At 71.7% G+C, this 23,245-nt stretch carries 23 protein-coding genes; 15 read left to right on the top strand and 8 right to left on the bottom strand.

Annotated features, from left to right (window positions below; genetic code table 11):
* Positions 1-42 precede the first annotated feature (42 nt).
* Genes G3I78_RS14850 through G3I78_RS14840 form a run of 3 tightly spaced genes read left to right on the top strand, consistent with a single transcriptional unit; the run spans position 43 to position 2,006 of the window.
* Positions 43-672 (top strand): RNA polymerase sigma factor, encoded by a 630-nt coding sequence (locus G3I78_RS14850; RefSeq protein WP_164424442.1) that lies wholly within the window; start codon positions 43-45, stop codon positions 670-672.
* The gene (locus G3I78_RS14845) at positions 669-1,655 is read left to right on the top strand and encodes a CU044_5270 family protein (RefSeq protein ID WP_164424440.1); all 987 of its coding nucleotides are present in this window, start codon (positions 669-671) and stop codon (positions 1,653-1,655) included. The genes G3I78_RS14850 and G3I78_RS14845 overlap by 4 nt, the downstream gene beginning before the upstream one ends.
* Positions 1,656-1,691: 36 nt before the next feature.
* Positions 1,692-2,006 (top strand): antibiotic biosynthesis monooxygenase, encoded by a 315-nt coding sequence (locus tag G3I78_RS14840; protein WP_164424438.1) that lies wholly within the window; start codon positions 1,692-1,694, stop codon positions 2,004-2,006.
* Between the two features lie 45 nt (positions 2,007-2,051).
* Here the strand turns inward: G3I78_RS14840 and G3I78_RS14835 are convergent, their stop codons facing one another.
* Positions 2,052-3,620 carry a carbohydrate-binding protein gene (locus tag G3I78_RS14835; protein WP_164424436.1) on the bottom strand — a complete coding sequence of 523 codons (1,569 nt, stop codon included), beginning with the start codon at positions 3,618-3,620 and terminating at the stop codon, positions 2,052-2,054.
* 128 nt (positions 3,621-3,748) lie between these two features.
* Between G3I78_RS14835 and G3I78_RS14830 the strand changes: the two genes are divergently transcribed.
* Positions 3,749-4,363 (top strand): phosphoribosylanthranilate isomerase, encoded by a 615-nt coding sequence (locus tag G3I78_RS14830; protein WP_164424433.1) that lies wholly within the window; start codon positions 3,749-3,751, stop codon positions 4,361-4,363.
* Positions 4,364-4,602: 239 nt separating this feature from the next.
* Here the strand turns inward: G3I78_RS14830 and G3I78_RS14825 are convergent, their stop codons facing one another.
* Positions 4,603-7,425 (bottom strand): hypothetical protein, encoded by a 2,823-nt coding sequence (locus tag G3I78_RS14825; protein ID WP_164424431.1) that lies wholly within the window; start codon positions 7,423-7,425, stop codon positions 4,603-4,605.
* A gap of 302 nt (positions 7,426-7,727) precedes the next feature.
* Here G3I78_RS14825 and G3I78_RS14820 point away from each other — a divergent pair, with 302 nt between their 5' ends.
* The 5 genes from G3I78_RS14820 (at position 7,728) to G3I78_RS14800 (ending at position 10,583) form a co-directional block, all read left to right on the top strand.
* Positions 7,728-8,231: a signal peptide protein gene (locus tag G3I78_RS14820; RefSeq protein WP_343243756.1), complete on the top strand. Its 504-nt coding sequence runs from the start codon at positions 7,728-7,730 to the stop codon at positions 8,229-8,231.
* Positions 8,232-8,354: 123 nt separating this feature from the next.
* Positions 8,355-9,134, top strand: a complete 780-nt coding sequence (locus G3I78_RS14815) for a class I SAM-dependent methyltransferase (RefSeq protein ID WP_164424430.1) — start codon at positions 8,355-8,357, stop codon at positions 9,132-9,134.
* Between the two features lie 192 nt (positions 9,135-9,326).
* Positions 9,327-9,713 (top strand): DUF4333 domain-containing protein, encoded by a 387-nt coding sequence (locus G3I78_RS14810; protein ID WP_343243755.1) that lies wholly within the window; start codon positions 9,327-9,329, stop codon positions 9,711-9,713.
* A gap of 92 nt (positions 9,714-9,805) precedes the next feature.
* The gene (locus G3I78_RS14805; RefSeq protein ID WP_164424428.1) at positions 9,806-10,204 is read left to right on the top strand and encodes a luciferase family protein; all 399 of its coding nucleotides are present in this window, start codon (positions 9,806-9,808) and stop codon (positions 10,202-10,204) included.
* Positions 10,205-10,211: 7 nt separating this feature from the next.
* Positions 10,212-10,583, top strand: a complete 372-nt coding sequence (locus tag G3I78_RS14800; protein WP_164424425.1) for a DUF6479 family protein — start codon at positions 10,212-10,214, stop codon at positions 10,581-10,583.
* A 335-nt stretch (positions 10,584-10,918) separates the two neighbouring features.
* On the opposite strand, the gene G3I78_RS14795 is transcribed toward G3I78_RS14800, so the two are convergent.
* The gene (locus G3I78_RS14795) at positions 10,919-13,177 is read right to left on the bottom strand and encodes a LuxR C-terminal-related transcriptional regulator (RefSeq protein WP_164424423.1); all 2,259 of its coding nucleotides are present in this window, start codon (positions 13,175-13,177) and stop codon (positions 10,919-10,921) included.
* 73 nt (positions 13,178-13,250) lie between these two features.
* Entirely contained in the window at positions 13,251-13,718 is a 468-nt protein-coding gene (locus tag G3I78_RS14790; RefSeq protein ID WP_164424421.1) for a hypothetical protein, read from the bottom strand.
* 146 nt (positions 13,719-13,864) lie between these two features.
* Here G3I78_RS14790 and G3I78_RS14785 point away from each other — a divergent pair, with 146 nt between their 5' ends.
* Positions 13,865-14,332 carry a hypothetical protein gene (locus tag G3I78_RS14785; RefSeq protein ID WP_164424419.1) on the top strand — a complete coding sequence of 156 codons (468 nt, stop codon included), beginning with the start codon at positions 13,865-13,867 and terminating at the stop codon, positions 14,330-14,332.
* A 22-nt stretch (positions 14,333-14,354) separates the two neighbouring features.
* On the opposite strand, the gene G3I78_RS14780 is transcribed toward G3I78_RS14785, so the two are convergent.
* Positions 14,355-15,029: a DUF6445 family protein gene (locus tag G3I78_RS14780; protein WP_164424417.1), complete on the bottom strand. Its 675-nt coding sequence runs from the start codon at positions 15,027-15,029 to the stop codon at positions 14,355-14,357.
* A 188-nt stretch (positions 15,030-15,217) separates the two neighbouring features.
* Between G3I78_RS14780 and G3I78_RS14775 the strand changes: the two genes are divergently transcribed.
* Together G3I78_RS14775 and G3I78_RS14770 are read left to right on the top strand one after the other, a co-directional pair.
* Entirely contained in the window at positions 15,218-16,030 is an 813-nt protein-coding gene (locus G3I78_RS14775; protein ID WP_164424415.1) for a tat (twin-arginine translocation) pathway signal sequence, read from the top strand.
* A gap of 169 nt (positions 16,031-16,199) precedes the next feature.
* Positions 16,200-16,964 carry a DUF4142 domain-containing protein gene (locus tag G3I78_RS14770; protein ID WP_203615037.1) on the top strand — a complete coding sequence of 255 codons (765 nt, stop codon included), beginning with the start codon at positions 16,200-16,202 and terminating at the stop codon, positions 16,962-16,964.
* Between the two features lie 188 nt (positions 16,965-17,152).
* On the opposite strand, the gene G3I78_RS14765 is transcribed toward G3I78_RS14770, so the two are convergent.
* Positions 17,153-18,814 (bottom strand): glycoside hydrolase family 13 protein, encoded by a 1,662-nt coding sequence (locus G3I78_RS14765; RefSeq protein ID WP_164424413.1) that lies wholly within the window; start codon positions 18,812-18,814, stop codon positions 17,153-17,155.
* A gap of 289 nt (positions 18,815-19,103) precedes the next feature.
* Between G3I78_RS14765 and G3I78_RS14760 the strand changes: the two genes are divergently transcribed.
* Positions 19,104-20,042, top strand: coding sequence for an LAETG motif-containing sortase-dependent surface protein (locus G3I78_RS14760; RefSeq protein ID WP_164424411.1), 939 nt, complete (start codon positions 19,104-19,106; stop codon positions 20,040-20,042).
* A 624-nt stretch (positions 20,043-20,666) separates the two neighbouring features.
* Here G3I78_RS14760 and G3I78_RS14755 read toward each other — a convergent pair.
* Positions 20,667-21,926, bottom strand: a complete 1,260-nt coding sequence (locus tag G3I78_RS14755; RefSeq protein WP_343243754.1) for an MFS transporter — start codon at positions 21,924-21,926, stop codon at positions 20,667-20,669.
* A 301-nt stretch (positions 21,927-22,227) separates the two neighbouring features.
* Here G3I78_RS14755 and G3I78_RS14750 point away from each other — a divergent pair, with 301 nt between their 5' ends.
* Both G3I78_RS14750 and G3I78_RS14745 read left to right on the top strand, forming a co-directional pair.
* Complete coding sequence (locus G3I78_RS14750; protein ID WP_164424409.1) at positions 22,228-22,437, top strand: hypothetical protein; 210 nt, start codon at positions 22,228-22,230, stop codon at positions 22,435-22,437.
* A gap of 47 nt (positions 22,438-22,484) precedes the next feature.
* On the top strand, positions 22,485-22,700 hold the full coding sequence (locus tag G3I78_RS14745) for a hypothetical protein (RefSeq protein WP_164424408.1): 216 nt from the start codon (positions 22,485-22,487) through the stop codon (positions 22,698-22,700).
* 68 nt (positions 22,701-22,768) lie between these two features.
* Here the strand turns inward: G3I78_RS14745 and G3I78_RS14740 are convergent, their stop codons facing one another.
* Positions 22,769-23,146: an ATP-binding protein gene (locus G3I78_RS14740; RefSeq protein ID WP_164424406.1), complete on the bottom strand. Its 378-nt coding sequence runs from the start codon at positions 23,144-23,146 to the stop codon at positions 22,769-22,771.
* Positions 23,147-23,245: the final 99 nt, after the last annotated feature.

Genomic DNA, 23,245 nt, shown 5'->3' with positions numbered 1-23,245 from the left:
AGTGCACAGGAACTCGGCAGAGGGGACCGGAGCGTTACGGGTGTGAGGGAAACAGATGCGGTGGAGCCGCCCCGCGCCCGGATCCGGGACGGCGACCGGGCGGCCTTCGGGGAGTTGTACGACCTGTACGCACGGGCCGTCCACAACCATGCCCTGCGGCTGACCGGGAACTGGGCGGAGGCCGAGGAGGTCATGTCGGAGACGTTCCTCGCGGCCTGGCGGACCCGGGAGACGGTGGAACCGGACGGGGGCTCGCTCAGGCCCTGGCTGCTCGGGATCGCCACGCACAAGGCCTACAACGTCAACCGGGGACTGCGGCGGCGGCTCGCGTTCCTGGCCCGCAGTCCGCAGCCGCGGCCGGTCGAGGACTTCGCCGAGGAGACCGCGGGCCGGATCGACGACGCGCGGCGGCTCGCCGTGGTGCACCGCATGCTCGCGCGGCTGGGGCGGCAGGACCGTGAGGTGTTGGCGCTGTGCGTGTCGGCCGGGCTCGACTACCGGCAGGCCGCCGAGGCCCTCGGGGTGCCCGTCGGCACGGTGCGCTCGCGGCTGTCGCGGGCCCGAGCCCGGCTCGCCCGGCTGAGCGCGGAGGCGGAACCGCCCACCGCCCGCGGAGAGATGGAGAGTGAGGCCGCGCTCGCGGCCCTGTTCCTGAAGGAGGAGACCCGATGAACGAGGCCGAGGACCTTCTGGCCACGGCGGAGTGGGACCTCCCGCCGGAGCGTCACCGTCACGTCAAGGACGTACTGATGCAGCAGATCGATCACGACACCCGGCACGCCGAACAGCCTTCCGTACGGCGCCGGTTCGTCCGTCCGGCCGTGCTGGTGCCCCTGGTCTCGGCGGCCCTAGCGGGAGTCCTGCTCACCACGCTCACCGGCGGCGGGCACACTCCCGCCGCGAAGACCTCGGGCGCCTCCGGCACCCTGAACCGGATCGCCACGGCGGCCATGGCGAGCGACACCCTCCCGGTGCGCGACGACCAGTTCGTGTACGTGCGGTCGCTGGAGCGCGCGAACACGGGGACCTTCACCGGGCCGGTCAGGCTCGGCGCGCTGCACACCGAGGAGCGCTGGAGCGCCCAGGCATCCGGACCGCTGCGGATCACCGGATGGCTCAGGTCCAGCGGCAAGGACGCGGTCATGCCGGGGCAGCTCATCCCCGTCGACGCCACCGAGCCGGTCCCGCCGGGCGCCGCCCGCCCCACCTACCGCTGGCTCGCCTCCCTGCCCACCGACCCCGACGTCCTGCTCGCCCGGCTCCGGAAGGAGGCCAGGCCCGTGGAGGGCGAGTCGACGGACCAGGCGGTGTTCTCCCTGATCGGCGATCTGATCAGCGGCACGGTCATGCCGCCCGTCAACGCCGCCGCGTTCTACCGGGCGGCCGCGAAGCTGCCCGGGGTCAGGGAGATCCCGGACGCCGTCGACGCGACCGGCCGGCACGGCATCGCCATCACCCTCGACGACACCGGCTTCGCGACCCGCGACGAGTGGATCTTCGACAGGAAGACCCTGGCGCTGCTCGGCTCCCGCTTCTACATCACCGACCCGGACCGGGGAATCACCAGGGAGACCCTGGCCGGCACCAGTGCCGTGCTGGAGACCGCGGTGGTCGACGGGAAGGGCGAGGTGCCCGCACGGGCCGCCGCCCGCTGACGTCCTTCTGATGCCCCTTGCAGCACAATTGCGGGCATGAGCATCGTCAAGATCAACGTACTCACGGTCCCCGAGGAGCAGCGCGAGACGCTGGAGAAGCGGTTCGCCGCTCGGGCGGGGACCGTCGAGAACTCGGACGGATTCGAGTGGTTCGAGCTGCTGCGTCCCGTCGAGGGCACCGACACCTACCTCGTCTACACGCGCTGGCGCGACGAGGAGTCGTTCAAGGCGTGGATGGAGGGGTCGACGACGACGTCCCACCAGGGCGGCGCGGACCGCCCCAAGCCCGCCGCGAGCGGCTCCGCGCTGTGGTCGTTCGAAGTGGTCCAGCAGGCCTCGCCCCAGCAGTGACGGCGAGGGGACCCCGGGCCCGGCGCCCGGGGTCCCCGTCGTGCCCTACAGCGTGACCGGCCTGCCGCCGAAGGTCACCACCAGGCTGCCGTTCGAGGCGTACGACCAGCCCAGCGCGCCCGTGTACGCGGAGCAGCGGGAGCCGTTGGTGCCGGACCAGAACTGGTTCGAGCTGTCCGCGTCGCCGACGTACCGGTCGGTGGCCCCGCTGTCGCACGAGGTGTTGGAGCGGAACACCGAACCGCCCTTCTCGAAGTTGAAGTTGCGCTCGGTGTTGCCGACGGAGACGTTGCTCGTGATGGTCATCGAGCCGGGGTTGCTGTTGTAGGTGAACCCGTGATGGCCGTTGTGGTAGGCGATGCTGTTGCGCACCACGTGGTCGACCGCGATGTCGTCGCCGCCGAGCTTGTAGCCGTTGCGGTCGCCGTTGCCGGCCTGGGAGCCGTCGCTGAGCGTGCCGTTGTTGTACGACAGGGAGTACTCCACGGTCACCGGGCCGATCGCGCCGGTGTCGGTCTTGGTGTAGAGGTCCCAGCCGTCGTCGATGTTGTTGTGCGAGACGGTGTACCGGAACACGTTCCCGGTGCCGGTGGTCAGCTTCGCCGCGAAGCCGTCGGCGTCCTCGCCGTCGGAGTCGGCGTTGTCGTGCGACTCGGCGCTCAGGATCAGGTTGTCCGACGGCCACGCGCTCGCCGGGGTCGAGGACGAGATACGGCCCAACTGGAGCCCGGTGTCCCGGTTGTAGCGGGTCACCGTGCGCTCGATGACGTTGTGGCTGCCGCCGACGTAGATGCCGTTGTCCCCGGCCCGCTCGACGACCAGGCCCTGGATCTTCCAGTAGTCGGCGTTCAGCTGGATCCCGCGGTTGGACGAACTCTCGCTCTGCGCCGCGAAGTTGAGCACCGGCGTCTCGCCCGGGTAGGCGGCGAGCGTGGTGCGGGCGGCCGAGGTGCCGTTGCCGCCGGCCGGGATGGTCACCGTCGAGGAGTAGGTGTACGTCCCTCCGCGCAGGTAGATCGTGCCGCCGGACGAGACGCGGCTGATCGCCGAGGTGAGCGTGGTGGGCGCGGTCGACGTGCCGGCCGCGCCGTCGGTGCCGCTCGGCGACACGTACAGGGTGCCGGCGGCGGGCGGGGTGGTCGTACCGGACGTCTCGGCGTCCACATAGTCGACGTTGGGCAGCCCGTTGGCGCTGGTCGGGTTCAGCCGGACCGTGTTGGTGCCCGAGTTCACCGGGACGGTGAGGGTCTTGTTGGTCCAGCCGGTCCAGGCGCCGGTGGACTCGAAGGACGCCGACGACACCGTGGAGCCGTTCACGATGATGTCCGCGGCGCGGGCGGTGGTGGTGCCGTTGGCGAAGCGGACGCTCAGAGTGGCCGTGCCCGCCGAGGCCGCGGAGACGGTGAACTGGGCGTAGGCGCCGGTCGCGTTGGTGCCGTTGCAGAAACCGCTGCCGGAGTAGCCGGCGTACTCGGTCTCGATGGCTCCGGTGCAGATGGCGGGGCCGGTCTCGGCCTCGTACCGGGTGGTGGCGGCCTGCGCGGTGGTGCCGGACAGTGCGACGAGCGTGCCGGCGACGAGGCCGGCGGATGCGATGAAGGATCTCAGGTGCATCGTTCGTCTCCATGGTGTGCGGCGACGGGGGCACTTATCCTTCGGGACGGTAAGCGCTTGCCATGGCCGCGTCAACGGTTACGTATGTGATCGTTGTTCATGGATACGAATTGGATACGGTTGGCCGCATGACCCTCTTCGTGAAGATCTGCGGCCTGCGGACCGAGCAGGACGTCGACACGGCCGTCGAGGCCGGCGCCGACGCCATCGGGTTCGTCTTCTCCGAGAGCCCGCGCCGCATCGACCCCGCGACGGCCGCCCGGCTGGCCGCCCGGGTGCCGGAGCACATCCTGACCGTGGGGGTCTTCCGCCGCGAACCTCTCGAGTACGTACGCTCCGCGGCCGCCGGGTCGGGCATCGGGGCGGTCCAGCTGCACGGTCCCGAGGACCGCGCCTACTACGCCGAACTCTCCGGCGGCGGCTGGACGTTGATCCGCGCGGCGGCCTTCGGCGACGCCGTGCCGCGCTGCGGCGAACTCGGCGAGGACATGCTCCTCCTCGACGCCCCGGTGCCGGGTTCCGGCATCGCGTGGGACTGGTCGAGGAAGCAGATCGCGGGCGCGGGCGAGAAGTGGCTCCTGGCGGGCGGCCTCACCCCGGAGAACGTCCGCGAGGCCGTGGACGTCACCCGCCCCTGGGGCGTCGACGTCTCCAGCGGGGTGGAGGCGAGCCGGGGCGTCAAGGACCCGGCCCTGATCACGGCGTTCGTGGAGGCGGCACGCGCGGGGGTGTCTCTGGGGTGAGTCCCCCTCCGGGGGATGGCCGTCGGCGGGTGCGGGTCCGGTGGGGGCCGGTCGCGCAGTTCCCCGCGCCCCCAGGTGGGTGGGGGTGGCCGGTGTCGAGAGGGCTGGTGCGTGCAGGGGAACGCCCGCCGTCGCTCCGGTGGATCGACGGCGGGCGCTCAGTGGACTACGCCGGTTCAGTCACGGCTTTCAGGGGCGCGGAGAACTGCGCGACCGGCCACGACGGCGCGGCAGAGGCACTACTTCCCCTTCACCGGCACGAACGCCAGCGCGTCCCAGGCGATCGACGCGTCCCCCGTCCCGTCCGCCGTGTCCGACCGCAACGACACACTCGGCGTGCCCTTGAAGTCGTACGACCCCAGCGACACCCAGGCGTTCTTGCCCCCGGTGTCCTGGGAGATCGTCTTCTCCACGACCGTCCCGTCACCGAGGTCGATCCGGTAGGTGGCCGACGGCGTGTTCGCCTCGTGGTCGGGCAGGTGCACCATGACCTCCGCCGACCCGGCGATCTTCCGGTCCGGCGTCCAGGTGCCGGTGACCACCGAGTCGGTGAAGCTCGGCACCCGGGTGTGGGTGAGCCAGAAGTGCCCGCCGAACCCGGCGCCCAGCTGATGGAAGTCGATCTTCGACGGGTAGACGGTCGCGCCGTTCTGCTGCGCCGACCCGAAGGTGAACTTCAGGGTGCCCCGGCTGGTCCAGTTCCGCTGGCCCGCACAGGGGTTGGCCGAACCGACCCGGAACTTCACCGTGTTCGGCACGTCGTCCACGATCAGCGCGTTCGCGGGGAGCGTGGACGCGCAGGCCGCCGGACGCGGCGAGGTGACCTTCGGCTCGGGGTCGTGCGTCGCGTACTTGAGCACCTCGGTGCCGCAAGTGGCCGCGCAGTCCGTCCACTTCACCGGCTCGTTCCACCAGCACTTGAAGTCGTCGCGCTGGCAGGGACCCACGGGCTGGCTGGAGCCCTCGACCTTGTGCGGCTTGGTGATGTCGCAGTCGTTGACCGTGGGCTCGCAGAAGGTGTCGTACGCCGGCTGCGCGTCGGGCGCGTTGCCCGTGGGCCAGTCGCCGACGGTGAACGACTTGACGGTCCCACCGGTCGCCGGGTCGGTCTTCTGCTGGGAGTAGGCCGCCCAGCCGAGGACCCGCTCCGGGTACGTCCACAGGTTGGGGTTGCGGGCGTCGTCGTAGCCGGAGGACAGGAACATCTTGCGGTCGGCCGGGTAGAGGCCGTTGGCCGGGTTGTTGAACCAGCCAAGGCCCCACGGGGCGCTCGCGTCCGTCGAGCTGGGCAGGTTGAAGCCGCTGTTGTAGGCCCACAGCGCGAGCCACCAGTTCTCCAGGTACTTCGGGTCGCCGCCGTTGACGAGCAGGCCCTTGTCGTACAGCTGGTTCCACTTGTCCTGGAGGATCTGGAGACCGGCGGCGATGTTGGCCGCGTAGTCCACGGTGATCGCCTGCTGCTGTTCGGCGGTGTAGGTGGTGTCCCCCTCGGCCATGCCGCTGGTCACCTGGGCGATGCCGTAACCGCAGTCGGCGGCGGCCCAGTTGACGGTGTGGACGCTGCCGGCGTTGCCGTAGTAGCCGCCCTGGATGAAGTTGCTGCTCTCGCCTGCCGCCGCCCGGGAGCTGGCCTGGAGCAGGTTGGACTCCTGGGAGAGCACCCCGAGCATGATCTGCGCGGGGACCCGGCCGCCGCCCTTGAGCGGGGTGGACGGGAACAGGCCCTGCGGGGTGTACGACGGGAGCTCGCTGCCGTTCCAGCCGCTGCGTCGGCGCACGTCGAGCTTGCCCTGCACGGCGAGGTCCGTCGCCCACTCGGCCTGCGCGGTCGAGGGCTGGAGCGACTGGAGCTTCGGGTCGTTGCGGGTGACGGCGCAGGCGCGGTCGGGGTCGGTGGTGGAGGTCGACGGGTCGTCGTCGCCCGGGGTCACGCTGTCCGTGTGCACGCCCTCGGAGAGGGCCGGGGACTGCTCGGTGCCCTGGGCGGCGGCGCCCTTCGGCTTCACCGTGAAGTCGAGGCGGGTGTCGCTGCCGGGCAGCACCGCGTCGATGCCGACGGGCTGCGCGGTGCCCGCGGCGGCCTTCTTGCCGCCGGACGCCTCGGAGCCGTTGCCGACGGAGGTCAGCGCGAGATCGCCGGTGCTGGAGACCTCGGCGGTGGCCGGTACGTCCAGCGTCCGCCAGCTCTTCGGCAGGGACTTCACGGCGTCCTCGGCGGCCGTGCCGGTCACGAAGACCCGGCCGCCGGTGCCGCGCACCGCGAGGGAGCCCAGCGTGCCGGAGCCGAGGACCTTGTCGGTGCCCGCCGAGGTGACCCGGCGGACCTGCACCTTCGCCCCGTCGGGGACCTGGTAGGCGAGCCCGCTGTGGGCGTCCGGGACCAGCCGGAACGGCGTGCCGCCGGTCTTGGCGAGGGTGCTGGTGGCGCCCTTGGCGTCCACCGAGACCACGGAGTCGCCGTTGGCGGCCGCGATGCCGTCCCCGAAGGGCACGGCGGAGGTCAGCTGCCCGGCGACGGTCTGCTGCCGCACCAGCTTCGCCCGCGCGGTGTCGACGGTGAGCAGTTCGGTGCCGTCGCCCTGCGGGCGGGTCAGCACGGCCTGTTCGCCGGAGCCGCAGCCGGGGTTGAAGTAGGCGAGCGAGACCAGCTCGGGCAGCTTGGTCACGCTGCCGTCGGCCAGGTCGACCACGGCGGCGAACGCGCCCTGCTGGAAGCCCTGTTGGTCGTTGACGGCCTGCCGGGGCGCGTAGACCACGACGGCCCGGTCGCCGGAGCCGGTCAGACAGGTCTGGCCGATCCACTGGTCGGTGTCGACGCCGGGCTCGGAGAGGGTGGCCGCGGTGTGCCACTTGTAGGCGTCGGCCGCGTCGGCGACCAGGACGTGCAGTCCGGTGCCGTCGCCGTCGTAGGTGACGATCCGGTCGCCGGACTTCTGCCAGCCCGAGGGCAGTCGGGAGGTGTCGGTGACGTGGTCCGCCGAGACCGGTGGGGTCGGGTCGGAGGGGTTGGTGAGGGCCGCGGACGCGAGAGGAGCGACGAGCGCCAGCGCCAATACGGACATGCCGGAGGCCGCGAGTATTCTCCCGCGCCTGCTTCTCGGCACCCAGCGGTGCCTTCCACTGGGGTTTTCACGCGTGGTACGCAAGGAATTCCGCCTGGATTCATTTGTGAAGGTCGGTTACCGGCGACGTTCCCCCTGGCCGGTGACGCGGAAGCTATCAGTCCGCTATGGCGGAATTGGAAGCCGTAGATGACCTACTGGGTGGTATTCACGAAATATCCACGGGATACGAGCAACGCATTCCCACTAGTTGATGTCTCATCTACGGAGAACTCCCCCACGTACCCCAAGGAACAGTGAACGTGTCGAAGAGCACCGGAAAGATCAGGATCGCGTTCGTCTCCGTGGCCGTGGCCCTCGCGGGCCTGGCCGCCGCGGGCCCCGCGGCGGCGGCCGTGCGGACCAGCCCCGCAGCCGTCGCCCAGGCCCAGCAGCCCGCCGTACCGGTCGACTTCGTGGACCGGCCCGCCACCGCCCTCACGGCCGACGGCAAGCACCACAAGGTCACCGTCACCTACCGCAACGACACCGCTGCGGACCGGGCGGTCGCCCCGCAACTCCTCCTGGAGTCCCCCGACGCGGGCCCGTTCCTCACCCCCTCGGACGTCCTGGTCGAACAGCGCACGGCGGACGGCTGCTGGCAGCCCGTCCAGACCGCCTCCCAGACCGGCACCCTCTTCACCGACCTGCCCTCCGCCCAGCACACCCTGCACCCGGGCGAGACCCTCACCCGGACGTACCGGATCACGGTCCTGAACCCGCAGGCACAGGGGACCGTCCAGCCGAGGGTCGCGCTCTACAGCTGAGCCCGCCCGGGCACGTGGACGGTGCCGCCCTGTCCCGGCCGAGCCAGGCCGTGAACTCCCTCGTCCCCGCCCTCCCGGCGCGAAGCCGAGAAGAAACCCGGTCGGGCGAGGATCGTGGGAGGCATGGACGAACAGCGATACGACGTGTGGGCGTCCGGCGCCGCCTACGACCGGTTCATGGGCCGCTGGAGCAGGGCGGTCGCGCGGGAGTTCACGGCCTGGCTCGGCCGGCCGGACGGATTCGCCTGGCTGGACGTGGGCTGCGGGACCGGTGTGCTGTCGGCGGTGGTGCGGGAGCGCTGCCGCCCCGGCCGAGTGCTGGGCTGCGACCGTTCCGAGGCCTTCGTACGGGCGGCCCGGGGCGCGGTCGTGGCGGACGCCCAGGCGCTTCCGGTCCGGGACGGCGCCTTCGACCTGGCGGTCAGCGGGCTCACCCTGAACTTCCTGCCCGACCCCGCCGCGGCCGTCACCGGCATGGTCCGCGCGGTCCGGCCGCACGGCGGTCTCGTGGCCGCGTACGTGTGGGACTACGCCGAAGGCATGGGCCTGCTGCGGCACTTCTGGGACACCGCCGCCGAACTCGACCCGGCCGCTGCCGAGTTGGACGAGGGCCGCCGCTTCCCGCACTGCCGTCCCCAGTCCCTGCACGACCTGTGGACCGACGCCGGACTCGACGACGTGGTCGTACGGGCCATCGAAGTCCCCACCGTCTTCGCCGACTTCGCCGATCTGTGGGGCCCCTTCCTGGCCGGCCAGGGCCCCGCCCCCGGCTATGTCGCCGCCCTCACCCTGGCCGACCGCGAAGACCTGCGCGAGACCCTGCGCACGGCCGTCCCCACCGCCCCCGACGGCTCGATCACCCTGTCGGCACGGGCCTGGGCGATCCGCGGGAGGACCGGGTGAGAACCGGGGAGGACCGGGCGAGGGATGTGCGAGGCCGTGGGAAGGGCCTCGGGACGGTGGAGTACGTGGAACACACAGGGCCACAGCAACCACGCCACCCCCGGCACCCACGCCAGCCCGCCCGGCCCCGCCACCGTGACCCCGCTCACCCTCCACCCCCGCGCACGCCCCTGACCACGTAGATTGGCCGATGTGCCCCGTCTTCGTCCGCCGAACTCCGGGATCCTCGCCGGTGTCGTCGGCGGGGCCCTCGCGCTGCTCGCCTTCTTCGCGCTGGTCAACGTGATGGTCTCGAAGAACCGCTCGACGACCGAGCTGAACCGGTACGACACGGTGACGGTCGACGGCCGGCCGGCCCTCAAACCCAAGATCGTCGCGGGCCGCATCCTCAGCCTCTACCACCCGCTGCCCTGGGTCGGCACCGAGCTCTACGCCCCGTCCTGCCCGACCGGCCTCAAGGCCGTCCCCGGGACGACGATGACCTGCACCGGCACCCGGCACAACGGCAGGACCGTCGAGATCCCGGTCACGGTGGTCGACGCGACGGACACCCACATCACCTGGAAGTTCGAGCGCTGACGCGTCACTTGTGGCGCACGCGACACCTCACGCCCCGGTTACATTTCACTCAACCCCTGGTTGCGGGGCGGTGATCGGGCGACGATGGAGACATGACTCCGGCCGAGCGTGCCCTGGATCGCCTGGCGGCGTGGTCCGACCTCCGTGAGGACCTGCCCAGCTGCGGCGCCGGGCTGGCGCTGCGTTGCGGACCCAGCGAGATCGTCCACTTCCACCCCGGCCGGGACGTGGACCTGCATCTCACCGAACCGGCCATCCACAGGTTCCACGCCGACCTCCTGGAGTCCACCGCGGTGCGGCTGGTGCCGGGGTCACGCTGGGTCACCGTGCATCTCGACTGCGAGACCGACGTCGACCTGCTGATGAGCCTGGTCAGCGTGGCCCTCAAGGCCCACCAGAAGGGCCCCCAGCCGGGCGGCCCGGCCGAGTGCAACTTCCACCGGGTCACGGTGGTGCCGCGGAACTCCCCGATCGAGCCGATTCGGCGATAATCGGAGTATGAGTACGGCGACGTTTGTCCTGGCGGCCTCGTCGAGCGAAGTACTCAACGTGATCGCCGCCTTTGCCGGTGGGCTGTTCATCGCCGGCGCACTGGTGTGGGCCGTGCAGTTCGGCATGCGGGTCCAGGACCGGGAGCTGCCGCGGCCGCTCAGCGAGGAGCAGCCGCACCTCCCGGAGACCGGGCCGGTCCATGAGATCCGGGAGATGCGGGAGCCGGACGAGATGCCGGCCGCCGCGGACGGGCGGGAGCGGCTGATGCCGTACCAGCTCCGTCACTCGGGAAGCAGACGAGGAAAGGACCAGCACCGCAAGCGCTGGCAGCCCGGTTCGGGCGGCGGCTTCGGCAGCGGTGGCCTCGGGCACGTGTGAGCCCGCAGCAGCCCGGAGTGGGGGCTGCCCCGCCGACCAGGGCAGCCCCACGCCAGGGGGTGCTGCGTGGTGCCGCCGGGGAGGCGCGGTACCGGGTGCCTTGCCATGACAGCCGTGGGGTTGACCAGCACTGCCGACACCCCGCACGTCCTTCCCCCGGCGGCACGACCAGCATGTCGCAGCGCGGGACCGGCCACCGACCGGAACGACGAAGATCGGTATACCGGGGCCGACAGATAGGTGTACCTAGCCGACAGGACAGGTACGTACGGGGCCCCGGCACGCACGGCTGCCCAAAACCGCGCGACCGCTCCCCAGGGTCGAGCAACCACACCTCACGGCCCCGCCACCGCCGGAATCTCCGTCCGTGAGGCGACCCCCAGCTTGGCGAGGATGTGCTCGACGTGGGCGTCCACGGTCCGCTTGGAGATGACCAGCCGCTCGGCGATCTCCCGGTTGGACAGGCCCTGTGCGACCAGCGCGGCGACCTCCCGCTCGCGCCGGGTGAGGGCCGCCGAGGCGGTGCGCGGGCCCGGTACCGCACGCTCCGGCGCCGGTGGTTCGTCGAGGCCGGCCCGGACCGCCTCCAGCACCGCCCGCCCCGGCATCTTCGCGCCCACGCGATGCCACCGCTCGAACTCCTCGGCGCCCAGCGCGGCCCGCACCGCCTTCTGGACCGATTCCTGCTCCTCCAGGAGCCGCGGCAGCATGGCCACCGGGTCGCCGCTGAGCCGCCGCGCGTGCTCGGCGTACCCGAGCAGCCAGCAGGAGCGCACCCACCGCTCCTCCCGGGCCGCCGTCCAGGCCAGTCCCAGACAGGCGAGCGCGGCCACCAGCACCTCCCCGACCTCGCTCGCGGCCTCCAGGCCCCGGCGGAAGAGGTCGGCGGCGCGGTCGTACTCGCCGGTGAGGGCCAGGATGACGGCCTGGGTGGTCAGGGTGGAGCCGTAGATCTGGCGCTCCCCGGTGCCCTCCAGGTGGGCGAGGCCCGCCTCGCACAGCTCCGTCGCCGTGTCGGTGTCGCCGAGCGCGGCGCGCAGCAGGGCGGTCTCGTAGTGGGTGACGACGATGCCCAGCGGGTCCCGGGTGTCGAAGAGCCTGCGCTGGGCCCGCTCCATGGCCGCCTCGCCCTCCGCCCCGGCCCCGCCGAGCAGGGCGAGCCCGGTCAGATAGGAGTCGGCGAACAGCTCCACCCGCTCCTCGCCCGCCCTGCGGGCCACCTCCAGGGCCTGCGGCAGCCGCTCCAGGGCGGTCTCCAGATCGGCCGTCCACACCCCGAAGACGCCGGTCATCAGCAGTCCCCAGGCCCGCTCGGCGCAGTCCTCGGGCAGCCGGGCGAGCCCCTTGTCGATCCAGTACCGGCCCTCGGACAGGGCGCCCGCCGCCCGCCAGTGGAAGCCGAGCCGCGCCGCCATCCGCACCGCGTCCGCGGCCCGTCCGTCCCCGCAGCAGCCGTACTCCAGGGCGGCCCGCACATCGGCGACGTCCTCCCGCACGGCCCGGTGCAGCCGCACCTGCGCCGCGCTCAGGAACTCCTCCCAGAACCGCCCGGCCAGCTCCTCGTAGTGACGGAAGTGCCGCTGCCGTACGGCGTCGGCGTCCAGCTCCGCCCCGGCCAGCCGCTCGGCGCCGTACTCCCGGATGGTGTCCAGGAGCCGGTAGCGGCCGCCGTCCTCGCCGATCCGCTGGACCACCGACTTGTCCACGAGCCCGATCAGCGCCTCGACGACCTCCCCGCCGGCCAGGTCGCCGCCCGCGCACACCCGCTCGACGGCCGACAGCTCGAAGGACCCGGCGAACACCGAGAGCCGGGCCCACAGCAACCGCTCCTGGGGAGTGCACAGTTCGTAGGACCAGCCGATGGCGGTGCGCAGGGTCTGGTGCCGGGTCAGGGCGGTGCGGCGGCCGCCGGTGAGGACCTCGAAGCGGTGGTCGAGACGGGCGACGAGTTCGGCCAGCGGCACCGCGCGCAGTCGTACGGCGGCGAGTTCGAGGGCGAGCGGGATGCCGTCGAGCCGCTCGACGAGGGCGAGGGTCTGCTCCCGGTCGGTGACGGTGCCCGCGCGCTGGGCGAACAGGGCGAGGGCGTCCTCGGCGGGCAGCGGGGCGATCGGCACCAGGTGTTCGCCGGGCACGTCGAGCGGCTGCCTGCTGGTGGCGAGGACGCTGAGCCCGGGGGCCTCGCGCAGCAGGATGTCGCAGAGCATCGCGCACGCGTCGACGAGGTGCTCGCAGGTGTCCAGGACCAGCAACAGCCGCCGCTGCCTGAGGTGTTCGACGACCGCGTCCAGCACGCTCAGCCCGGACTGCTCCGGCAGTTCGAGGACGCCCGCGAGGGTCGCGGGGACCAGCTCCGGGTCGTGCAGCGCGGACAGTTCGACGAGCCGTACGCCGTCCTCGAAGGTCTCCGCGAGACAGGCGGCGGCCCGCAGCGCGGTGCGGCTCTTGCCGACGCCGCCGGGCCCGGCCAGGGTGACCAGCGGGGCCCGCCGCAACGCCTCACGCACCAGGGCGAGTTCACCGGTCCGTCCGACGAAGCTGGTCAGCTCCACCGGGAGTTGACCGCCACGCCGCTGCCCGAAGCCGAATCCCATGGCACCCCCCGTAAGCACTCCGCTCAGCACAGGGTAACCATGCGACTGCCCAGCGTGAATGCCGCTCGGCGGATCAGGCCCGCTTCTCCGGCTGGTAGACCGCGAGCGCCCAGATGACGAAGAAGTCGATGCCGATCATGATGACCGACCACACCGGCGCGTAGGGCAGGAAGAGGAACTGCGCGAGCATGCTCAGCGAGGCCAGGAAGATACCGGTCATCCGGGCCCAGGAGGCACCCCTGAGGATGAACGCGCCGGTGACGGCGGCGAGGGCGCCCAGGCAGAGCAGGATCACGCCCCAGCCGGTGAGGTTGATCTTGTAGACGTAGTCGCCGACGCGGGTCCAGACGTCGTCCTTCGCGAGCAGGGAGATGCCCTGGAAGATCGCCAGGATGCCGTTCATCAGCATCAGCACACCGGCGAAGACGACACCGCCGGCGGCCCAGGCGTTCTCCGCCGGGGTGGGGCCGAGTCCGGGAGCGGGGGCCGGGGCCGGGGGTGTGCTCGCGGACGGCTGTGTGGCGTGCGGCTGCTGGGTCATGGCCGTGTCCACCTTTCGTGGTCGATGTGCTTCGACCATCCGGCGGAGCCCCGGCGACCACCACGGGAGTGGGCCATTCGGGTGACGGCGGGCGTGCGGCCGTACGGGGACGGCCCTTCACTGGGGGAAAGCCACCTGGAGGCGACATGACCCGCTGGACGACGGCCGCGCTGCTGACGGCCCTGTCCCTCACCGGCCTCACCGGCCTGACCGCCTGCTCCGACGGGGACACCCCGTCCTCCGTGGCGAGCAAGGTCGCCTCGGCCGCCTCCCGGGCCGGGGACGCGGTGTCCTCGGCGACGGCGGAGGCGGGCCGACGCTTCGACGACATCAGGAACGGCGTCGACGCCAAGGGCGACGTACGGCTCGGCACGCCCGCGACGGGCTCGGACGGCCGTACGACGGTGGCGGTCACCGTCGCCAACTCCGCGGACTCGGCGAAGTCGTTCGCCGTCGAGGTGGACTTCACCGACGGGGGCGGCAAGCTGCTGGACGCGGTGGTGGTGACGGTGTCGGACGTGCCGGCGGGCGGCTCCGGGAAGGGCACCGCCCGCAGCACGCACGAGTTGTCGGGGGATGTGCGGGCGAAGGTGTCCCGGGCCGTCCGCTACTGATCCCCGCCGGTCCCGGCCCGGTTCACGCCATCCAGAAGAACACCGCCGTCATCCGCTTCTCCTCCAGCGTGCGGCCGGAGTAACCGGTGGCGCTGTGCACGAGGTTGGCGTTGTAGAGGAGCAGCCGGTTGTGCTTGTGGGGCACCCGTACGTCCTCCTCGAAGGCGTCCGGCGCGACGAACCGGGTGCCGAGCGCCTCGACGAGGTTGTTGTGCGGGGCCTGCACGACGTTCCCGCCGAGCCGGCCGCCCGGCATGGACTGGCGGTAGAAGCTGGTGCCGCAGTCCTTGGGGACACCGGGGTTGAGATACAGGACGGCCGCGTACCGGCACAGCGCCCGCGAGTCGGTGTGCGGCCGGGGCTCGCTCTCGCCCTCCCCGACGACCTGGACGCAGTTGTGGTTGAGGGTGCCCCCGCCGGGCGCCCGCTGCACCCACAGCTCCCCGGCCCCGGTCGCCTGCCTCACCAGCCGTTCCACCCGCGCGAGTTCGGCGGGTTCGAGCCCCGGCATGGTCCGCAGCCCGGGCCAGGTCTCCGAGGTGTACGGATATCCCTTCACCCAGTCGTCCTTGGCGAGACAGCGTTCCCGTACGGCGTCGGCGTCCGGGAGTACGTCGTCGATCACCCAGTAGTCGCGGCCCTTGGTGGGCTTGCGGTACGGGAGGACGGGCAGGGACCGCTGCTGTGGCATGGACATGCAGCGAATCTAGGTCCGGGGCGCGTCAGGTCTCTCCCGCGATTTCCCCCGGACTCGACCGCGAACCGGTCAACGTTCGGTCAACCACACCGGATCAGGGGGAGACCGCCGAACTGAGGCTGCCCCCACCCCCGACTCGGGGGCCTGCACCACAGATCGGCCGCCCGCCTCCGGGATAGCTTCGCGGCATGAGCAGCCTCGCCCCTCCGTCCCGCCCCGCCGCCGCGCTCCGGCGGCAGCTCGGTCTGCTGACCGCGCTCGCCGGTGCGGGTCTCGTCGCCTTCTTCCTCGCGCCGAACGCGCTGGCCCGGACCTCCGTCAGCACGGCGAACGTCGGGGAGTCCTTCCGCGGGGGATTCGTCGCGTACTGGCGCTCCGGCGGCGGGGAGCTGCCCGCCGGGCTGGAGAGCACGGTCGACTTCTGGTTCCGCTTCCACGTCGTCAAGGCCGTCGTCTCCGCGCTGCTCCTGGCGGTGGCGTGCGCGCTCGCCGTCGTCCTTCGCCGGTACGGCCGTCAGCGGACCGCCCTCCGGGAAGGCGGGCGGAGCGGTCGCGTCCCGATCCCGGTGTACGGCACCCTCGTCGGGGTGTTCGGCCTGTTCGCCCTCGTCGCGCTGATGGCCAACGTGCAGGGCGCGGCGGCGCCGTTCGCCTCGCTGCTGCCCATGCTGACGGGCGGCGGTCCCGACGGTGAACTGGGCAGCACGCTCACCGAGATCCGCCGGCAGCTCGCGGGCGACCACACCGGCCCGCGCTCCCCCGCCCTGACCGCCATGATCGGCGACTTCGCCGTCTACCACGCCGTGCTGGCCGTACTGGCCGCCCTGGTCGCGCTCGCGCTGACCGGCGCGAGCGTGGTGCTGTGGCGGCGCGCGGCGCGTTCCGGGGCCGTCGTCTCGGGGCTGCTCGCGGCCGTCGTGCTCGTGGTGACCGTGGCCAACTCGCTGAGCGCGGCGGACTCGTCGCGCGCACTCGCCGGCTTCTTCGCCGGGGGGTGGTGACCTGGACCGCCGGGCACCGGTGACCTGTGAGGTCCCGGTAGGCCGCCCATGAAAGGCGTCACACATTGAACACCGGCGTCTTCCGTCCCGTACTTCAGTGCGTCCGACCCGCCTCCCGGCGGGGATCCCCTACCGGGCAGGAGGCACGGTGCCACTCTCGCGCAACGCGATGGGAACGCTGTTCGTGGGCGGAGCCCTCACCTTGACCCTCGGCGCACTCGCCTACCCCTCGATGCTGGGTGTCAGCCAGGCGGCCACCGCACAGGACAGAATCATCGCGCAGACCCAGTGGGGCCCGCTGACCGAGCTGGACCGTGACTTCGTGGTCAAGGTGCGCGCGGCGGGCCTGTGGGAGTACCCGCTGGGGGAGATCGCCCTCCAGAAGGGCACGACCCCGGAGGTCAAGGAGGCGGGAAGGCACCTCATCGACGGTCACGCGGCCCTGGACGCCGCCTGCCGCAAGATCGCCCCGATGCTCAACATCACCATCCCGAACGTGGCGAGCCCGCAGCAGGTCGGCTTCGTGAACACGATCGACTCCAGCTCGGGCCAGCAGTTCGACTCGAACTTCGCCAACATCCTGCGGGTGACGCACGGTTCGATCTTCAACACGATCGCGAAGGTCCGCTCCACCACCAAGAACTCACTGGTGCGCTCGCTGGCCGACATGGCCAACGACACGGTGCTCGACCACATCACGGTCATGGAGAAGACGGGCTTCGTCAACTTCGACCAGGCGCTGTTCATGCAGACCACGCCGCCGAAGCTGCCCGACGTCGACCTCACGCCACCGGCCCCGCAGCCGGGTGCGCCGATGGTCGTGCTCACCCCACCGGCGAACCCGACGTCCACCCCGCTCGCGGTCCCCGGCGAGAACGCGAGCGGCGGCGCCACCCCGGCCGCGGGCGCCAGCCCGACGCCGACCGTCGGGTAGCGCCAGGGCCTGTCGTTTGGATCAGGCCGGCTGTGAGAAACAGTGCAGACCTGGCAAGCCGAGCGGGGTCTGGTGCGTGCAGCTGCAAGGCGGAGGAGGGAGTCGACGCGGAGCGTCGGCGAGTGACGACAACGCGGCAGATGCGCGTGCCAGACCCCGCGACGCCGGACTGATCCAAACGACAGGTCCTAGCTGAGCCAGACCGTCGTATCTGCTCCCAGCAGCCCGTTCTCGAGCGGGCTGCTGGTCAGCAGTACCTCGCCCGGCGGCAGCGGGACGGCCGTCTCCGACAGGTTGGTGACGCACCGCCACCCCTCGTGCCGGGCGAAGTCCAGCACTCCGGCCGGGGCGGAGCCGGTCCAGGTGAGGTCCTCGCCCTGGAGGAGCTTGCGGCGCAGGCGCAGGGCGGTGCGGTAGAGCTCCAGCGTGGAGCCCTCGACACCGTCCTGGGCCTCGACGGCGTACCCCTCGAACCACTCCGGCTGCGGCAGCCAGGAACCGCCCGCGCCGAAGCCGTACGACGGCCCGCTCCGCGTCCACGGCAGCGGCACCCGGCATCCGTCACGCCCCTTGCGCACCCGGCCCGTCTGCTCCCAGATCGGGTCCTGGAGCACCTCGAAGGGCAGGTCCGCGACCTCGGGCAGGCCGAGTTCCTCGCCCTGGTAGACGTACGACGATCCCGGCAGCGCCAGCATCAGCAGCGTGGCCGCGCGAGCGCGCCGCAGGCCCCGCGGGAGGTCGGCCTCGGGCGCGTGGCCGCCGGACAGCAGCCAGGCGTTCTCGTCGGTGCCCGGGGGGAGGACGAGGCGGGAGGCGTGCCGTACGACGTCGTGGTTGGAGAGCACCCAGGTGGCCGAGGCGTGGGCCGCGCGGGCGGTGGTGAGGGAGTCGGTGATGACCTGGTGCAGCGCGTCCGCGTCCCACGGGGTCTGGAGGTACTCGAAGTTGAAGGCCTGGCCGAGTTCGTCCGCGCGGGCGTACAGCGCGCGGCGGGCGCCCGGCACCCAGGCCTCGGCGACGGCCATGCGGGGCGGGGTGTAGGAGTCGAGGATCGTGCGCCAGTCGCGGTAGATCTCGTGGACCTCGTCGCGGTCGAAGAACGGGTGGGTGCCCGGGGCCATCCGGTCGAGGGCGTGGTCGCCGCTCAGCTCGGGGTCGCCGAGGTCGCGCAGCGGCTCCGAGAGGTCCTTGGCCAGGGCGTGCGCCACGTCGACCCGGAAGCCGTCGACGCCGTGGTCGGACCAGAAGCGCAGGGTGGTGCGGAAGTCCTCGCGGACCTCCTCGTGCGCCCAGTTGAGGTCGGGCTGCTCGGGGGCGAACAGGTGCAGGTACCACTGCCCGTCGGGCACCCGCCGCCAGGCGCTGCCGCCGAAGACGGACTGCCAGTCGGTGGGCGGCTGCTCGCCGTGCGCGCCCCGGCCGTCGCGGAAGACGTACCGCTCACGGGCCGCGGACCCGGGCCCGGCGGCGAGCGCCTCCTGGAACCAGACGTGCTGACGGGAGGTGTGGTTCGGGACAAGATCAACGATCACTTTCAGGCCGAGCCGGTGCGCCTCGGCGACCATCGCGTCGAAGTCGCCGAGGGTTCCGAGGCGCGGGTCGACGTCCCGGTAGTCGGCGACGTCGTAGCCGCCGTCGGCGAGTTCGGAGGGGTAGAACGGGCTCAGCCACAGGGCGTCGGCGCCCAGGGCGGCCAGGTGTACGAGGCGCTGGGTGACGCCCCTGATGTCGCCGAGGCCGTCCCCGTCGGCGTCGGCGAAGCTGCGGGGATAGACCTGGTAGACGACGGCTTGCCGCCACCAGTCCGGGTCCTTGCCGGAGAGGTCGGGCGCGGTGGTGCGGGTGGTCACGCGGGCTCCTCTGCAATGCCTGAAGTCCGGTCGGGAAGTCCGGTCGGGAAGTCCCTTCGGGCAATAAAGGGGATATCTGTCCAAGTCGACACAGAAATGAACCCGAGGCCTTTTCGGAGTTGATCGTTCCTGGTGTGTCGAAATTGTGATGGCCCTTGAACGGACCTTGCATCACCGCAGGTTGACAGCATTCCGCAAGGAGATCCACGATGTGTGGACACTGCGGCGCGTGTGACCAATGAGCCCGGTGTTTTCTGAGACCACTGACTCTCATCCTGACGGGATACGTATGTCCATAGCGAGACGTGTCACCATGCGGCGCCTGCTGGGGACGGGCGCCGCGACGCTCGCCTTCTCCGCCGCCCTCGCCTCCGTCGCCTCGGCCACCGACTGCCCCGGCGGCAAGGGCTGGCAGCAGGGCGGCAGTTACAAGCCCGGCACCGGCGCGGGTTCGAAGACCGAGACCGACCGCTGCGAGTTCTCCCTCGACGGGAAGAACTTCTTCGCCTCGGTCAAGGTCGACGACCAGAACCTCAAGCCGACCGACGACGGCAAGGTCCACGTCAAGGTCCGCACCGCGGGCGACGCGTCCACCTGCACGGCCTCCCTCGCGTCCTACCGCGCCCACGGCGCCACCTTCGCCACCTCCGGCGAGCAGGTCTTCCACGACTTCGACACGGTGACCGTGAAGGCCGGCCAGACCGACACGCTCGACATCTCGATCCCCGACGTGGGCTGCTACGCGCAGATCGACCTGTACCGCGGCGCGGTCAAGTACGACGGCAAGCTGGACGCCAAGGACGGCTTCGAGCACGGCGAGCTTCCCAAGGGCCCGGACCGCCCGGTCATCAAGGACAAGCTGATCGCGGCCTGGAACGGCGGCACGAAGGACTGCACGGCCACCCCGCCGAGCACCACCCCGCCCACCACGCCTCCGGCGACCCCGACCGCCCCCGAGTCGACGCCGCCGGCCTCGGAGTCCACGCCTCCGGCCTCGGAGTCGACTCCGCCGGCGTCCGAGACCCCGTCGACGTCCACGCCGACCCCCTCGGCCTCGGAGTCCACCACGACGCCGGGCGCCCCCACCCCGAACGGCGGCGGCGGCGACCTCGCCGAGACCGGCGCGAGCAGCAACACTCCGCTGATCGCGGGCGGGGCGGCTGTGCTGCTCGCGGGTGGCGCGGGCATCGTCCTGGCGACGCGTCGCCGTAAGGGCGCGCGTTCCTGACGCACGTCGTCGCGGAATCCTTCTGGACCGTCCTGCCGGTTGCGGTGGGGCGGTCCTTTGGGTGCGGGGGGTTGTGTGTCCGTGTCTGCGTCTGCGTCTGCGGGTTCGGTGGGGGCGGGCGTTTTGCGCAGTTCCCCGCGCCCCTGGGGCCTGCGGCGGCCCGTTTCGCCCCGGTGGGGGCGTGTGTAGCGCTTTCGGTCCGGTGGTGGGGTCGGGGCCGGGGTGGGGGGTATCCGTCCTCGGTCCGGCGGTGGCTGTCGTTTGATTGGCACGGGGCGACGGACGCCGGCCGCTGCGGGCGGACACCCCCCACCCCGTCCCCTGCGCGCCGTACGCGGCTAACGGCCCGTGGTGGCGCGCGTGGGGCGCCGCGGTCGAGGGGGGTCGGCTATCGGCGCAGGGTAGGTGTAGCTCCCCAGGGGCGCGGGGAACTGCGCGACAAGCCACGACGAACCCGCACCCGCCAAACCACACGACAAGGCACCCCAATAGGCGCCCAACGTGCCCTCATAACGCAGGCTGGCTGCAACCCCCAGGGGCGCGGGGAACTGCGCGACCGGCCCCCACTCACCCGCAGCCGCCACACAACAGAACCCGGCACCCCCATACGCGCCCGACTCAAGCTCAGGACTCGGGCAAGGTCCGTCCCAGGCGAGCGAGTGGGGACAGGGCCAAAAGCACCGGGGACAGCAGCATGCCCGCGGCCGTCACGAGGAGGGCGCCCCGCGTACCCCACGCCGACGCCAGGACCCCACCCAGCAACGAGCCGAGCGGACTCATCCCCATCCCGACGAAGTTGATCGTCGCGGCGACCCGCCCCTGCATCCCGTCCGGCGTGGCCGTCTGCCGTACGGCCATGACCGTGACGTTCACCAGCTGACCGAGCACCCCGAAGACGAAGTTGACGGCGACGAGCACGGGCACGGTCACCGCGGAGCCCCCGTGCAGCGCGGGCACGACGAGGAACACCCCGTCCCCGAGAGCCGCCGCCCCCACGAGCACCACCCCGTACCCGAACCGCCGCGGCAACCGGGCCGCCAGCAACGCCCCGAGAAGCGCCCCCGGCCCGGTGGCCGCGAGCGCCAGCCCCACGGCGGTCCCGGACAGTCGCAGGTCACGCGGCAGGAACAGCAGGTATACGGTCATCACCGCCGCGAAGAAGAACTGGAACGCGGCCGAGGCGAGACAGACGGTCCGCAGCGAGGCGTCGCCGACGACGAACCGGATGCCCTCCCGGATCCGCCGCCGAACCCGGACCGGCACAGGAGACCGTTCAGGAACGGCCTCAGCGCGCCGGATCCTTCCGACTGCCAGGAAGGACAGCCCGAAGAACACCGCCCCGGATGCGACAGCGAGCGGCGCCGAGACGAACGTGACCAGGGCACCCCCGAGAGCGGGCCCGCCGATCTGCGCGGCGGACCGGCTGCCTTCGAGCGCGCTGTTGCCCTGGACGAGCCGGTCGCGCTGGACGAGCCGTACGAGGGAAGCCTGGTAGGCGACGTCGAAGAACACGGACAGGACCCCGACGACGAAGGCGAGCCCGAGCAACCCGGGCAGCCCGAGCAACCCCAACCATCCGGCCACGGCGGCCACCCCGAGCACCAGCGCCCGCCCGGCATCGGACACCACCATCACCGTACGAGTCCGCCACCCGTCCACCCACGCCCCGACGAACAGCGACAACAACAGAACCGGCGCCTGCCCGACGGCACGCAGCACACCCAGTTCCCCGGCACCGGAGTGAAGCGTGAGAACAGCGAGCAGCGGCAGAACGACCAGGCTCGCGTGTTCCCCCAGCTGGGAGGCGGCCTGCCCCACCCAGAGCCGACGAAAATCAGCGTCCCGCCACAGGCTCGCGGAAACGGACGAATCACAGAACAGCACGGAACGGGACCCCTTCGGCCAACCGAAGACGACACCCGCCGACCATCAGAGGTGTTCCAGGGCAGCGGGACGAAAAGGCTCGCTGCGCCGCGCATCAAGGGCGGCACGCGATGACGGGCCCCAGAGGGGCCGACGAAGTCAACGCGCGCCGGGACGACCGACCATGACCATGTGCTCGCTCCTTGTGCGTCACGGGGTTGGGCAGATGCTAGTGGGGGTGTGACGACGTACGAAAGGCGTTTTAGCGAGGCCGGTACCCATCCGATGGCGCAGAAAATCGAACACATGATTGAATCCGGGCATGCGCTCGTTCCCCGACGACCTCGCCCAGGCGCAGCAGGACTGGCACACCACGTACCGGCAGCTCGCCGAGCGCCCCGACCGCACCGACCTGCGCCGACGCCTGTACCACCTCTCGACACGGCTGTTCTTCCACCCTCACTGGCAGCAGCGCCGCCCGGCCCCCGCGGCATGGAAAGAACTCCGCGACCGGAACCGAGGCCCGCTATGACGCCGTACCGGAGTGCGGACCCGCCCGTCCCGGATGATCCTGAGGACATGTCGGGCCCGATACGCGTGATCGTCCACCCACCCTCCCCCACCGGCGGCCGCCGAGTCCGCGTCGACGGCGAGATCCTCGGCCTGGCCCACAACGCGGCCGACGTCGCGGAATTCCTCCGCCGAGCCGGCCTGGAGATCGACCCGTCGGAGGTAGCCGTGTCGCCGTGGATCGACTGGCGGGGGGTGGGGCCGGAGACGTGGGGGCCGGGGTGACCGATCGGCCGCGGCCGCGTCCCACCTCGGCAGGTGAGGGGTGCGCGGGAGGAGCTTCGACGGTGGCGTCAGGCGCCGGGCACATCCAATTCCGCCCACACCGTCTTGCCGACCGTCAGCCTCTCCACCGCCCAACGACCCGCCAGCATCCGGACGATGAGGAGGCCTCGGCCGGACTGGGCGTCGGGGTGGGGTGGTGGGTGGGGGCCGGGGAGGCGTTCTCCGGTGGGGTCGGTCACCGCGATGCGCAGGGCCGTGGGGGTGAGGGATGTTTCGACGCGGATGAGGCGGTCTCGCAGGGAGCCGTGGAGCAAGGCGTTCGTGCACAGCTCGGTTGCCAGGAGGGCCGCGTCGCCGGCGAGGGTGGGGTGGCCCCAGGCGGTGGTGAGTTGGGCGACGTGTCTGCGGGCGAGGGGGATGCTGCGGGCAGTCGGGGTGTAGGTCATCGCGTCATGGCGGGTGAAGGGTTTGGGCGGGCCGGGAGGGCAGGAGTCGGACACGGGTTCCTCCAGGGGGAGTTGGGGTGGCTTCGCCGTGCGGCAGCA

Source organism: Streptomyces sp. SID13726, assembly GCF_010548375.1.
Lineage (GTDB): Bacteria > Actinomycetota > Actinomycetes > Streptomycetales > Streptomycetaceae > Streptomyces.
This window is presented reverse-complemented; position numbering and strand designations above follow the sequence as displayed.

Bases quoted from the DNA above. Each gene is read 5' to 3' on its own strand.
- G3I78_RS14845 (WP_164424440.1), top strand. From the start codon at position 669: ATGAACGAGGCCGAGGACCTTCTGGCCACGGCGGAGTGGGACCTCCCG.
- G3I78_RS14840 (WP_164424438.1), top strand. From the start codon at position 1,692: ATGAGCATCGTCAAGATCAACGTACTCACGGTCCCCGAGGAGCAGCGC.
- G3I78_RS14835 (WP_164424436.1), bottom strand. From the start codon at position 3,620: ATGCACCTGAGATCCTTCATCGCATCCGCCGGCCTCGTCGCCGGCACG.
- G3I78_RS14830 (WP_164424433.1), top strand. From the start codon at position 3,749: ATGACCCTCTTCGTGAAGATCTGCGGCCTGCGGACCGAGCAGGACGTC.
- G3I78_RS14825 (WP_164424431.1), bottom strand. From the start codon at position 7,425: ATGTCCGTATTGGCGCTGGCGCTCGTCGCTCCTCTCGCGTCCGCGGCC.
- G3I78_RS14815 (WP_164424430.1), top strand. From the start codon at position 8,355: ATGGACGAACAGCGATACGACGTGTGGGCGTCCGGCGCCGCCTACGAC.
- G3I78_RS14805 (WP_164424428.1), top strand. From the start codon at position 9,806: ATGACTCCGGCCGAGCGTGCCCTGGATCGCCTGGCGGCGTGGTCCGAC.
- G3I78_RS14800 (WP_164424425.1), top strand. From the start codon at position 10,212: ATGAGTACGGCGACGTTTGTCCTGGCGGCCTCGTCGAGCGAAGTACTC.
- G3I78_RS14795 (WP_164424423.1), bottom strand. From the start codon at position 13,177: ATGGGATTCGGCTTCGGGCAGCGGCGTGGCGGTCAACTCCCGGTGGAG.
- G3I78_RS14790 (WP_164424421.1), bottom strand. From the start codon at position 13,718: ATGACCCAGCAGCCGCACGCCACACAGCCGTCCGCGAGCACACCCCCG.
- G3I78_RS14785 (WP_164424419.1), top strand. From the start codon at position 13,865: ATGACCCGCTGGACGACGGCCGCGCTGCTGACGGCCCTGTCCCTCACC.
- G3I78_RS14780 (WP_164424417.1), bottom strand. From the start codon at position 15,029: ATGTCCATGCCACAGCAGCGGTCCCTGCCCGTCCTCCCGTACCGCAAG.
- G3I78_RS14775 (WP_164424415.1), top strand. From the start codon at position 15,218: ATGAGCAGCCTCGCCCCTCCGTCCCGCCCCGCCGCCGCGCTCCGGCGG.
- G3I78_RS14770 (WP_203615037.1), top strand. From the start codon at position 16,200: ATGGGAACGCTGTTCGTGGGCGGAGCCCTCACCTTGACCCTCGGCGCA.
- G3I78_RS14760 (WP_164424411.1), top strand. From the start codon at position 19,104: ATGTCCATAGCGAGACGTGTCACCATGCGGCGCCTGCTGGGGACGGGC.
- G3I78_RS14750 (WP_164424409.1), top strand. From the start codon at position 22,228: ATGCGCTCGTTCCCCGACGACCTCGCCCAGGCGCAGCAGGACTGGCAC.
- G3I78_RS14745 (WP_164424408.1), top strand. From the start codon at position 22,485: ATGTCGGGCCCGATACGCGTGATCGTCCACCCACCCTCCCCCACCGGC.
- G3I78_RS14740 (WP_164424406.1), bottom strand. From the start codon at position 23,146: ATGACCTACACCCCGACTGCCCGCAGCATCCCCCTCGCCCGCAGACAC.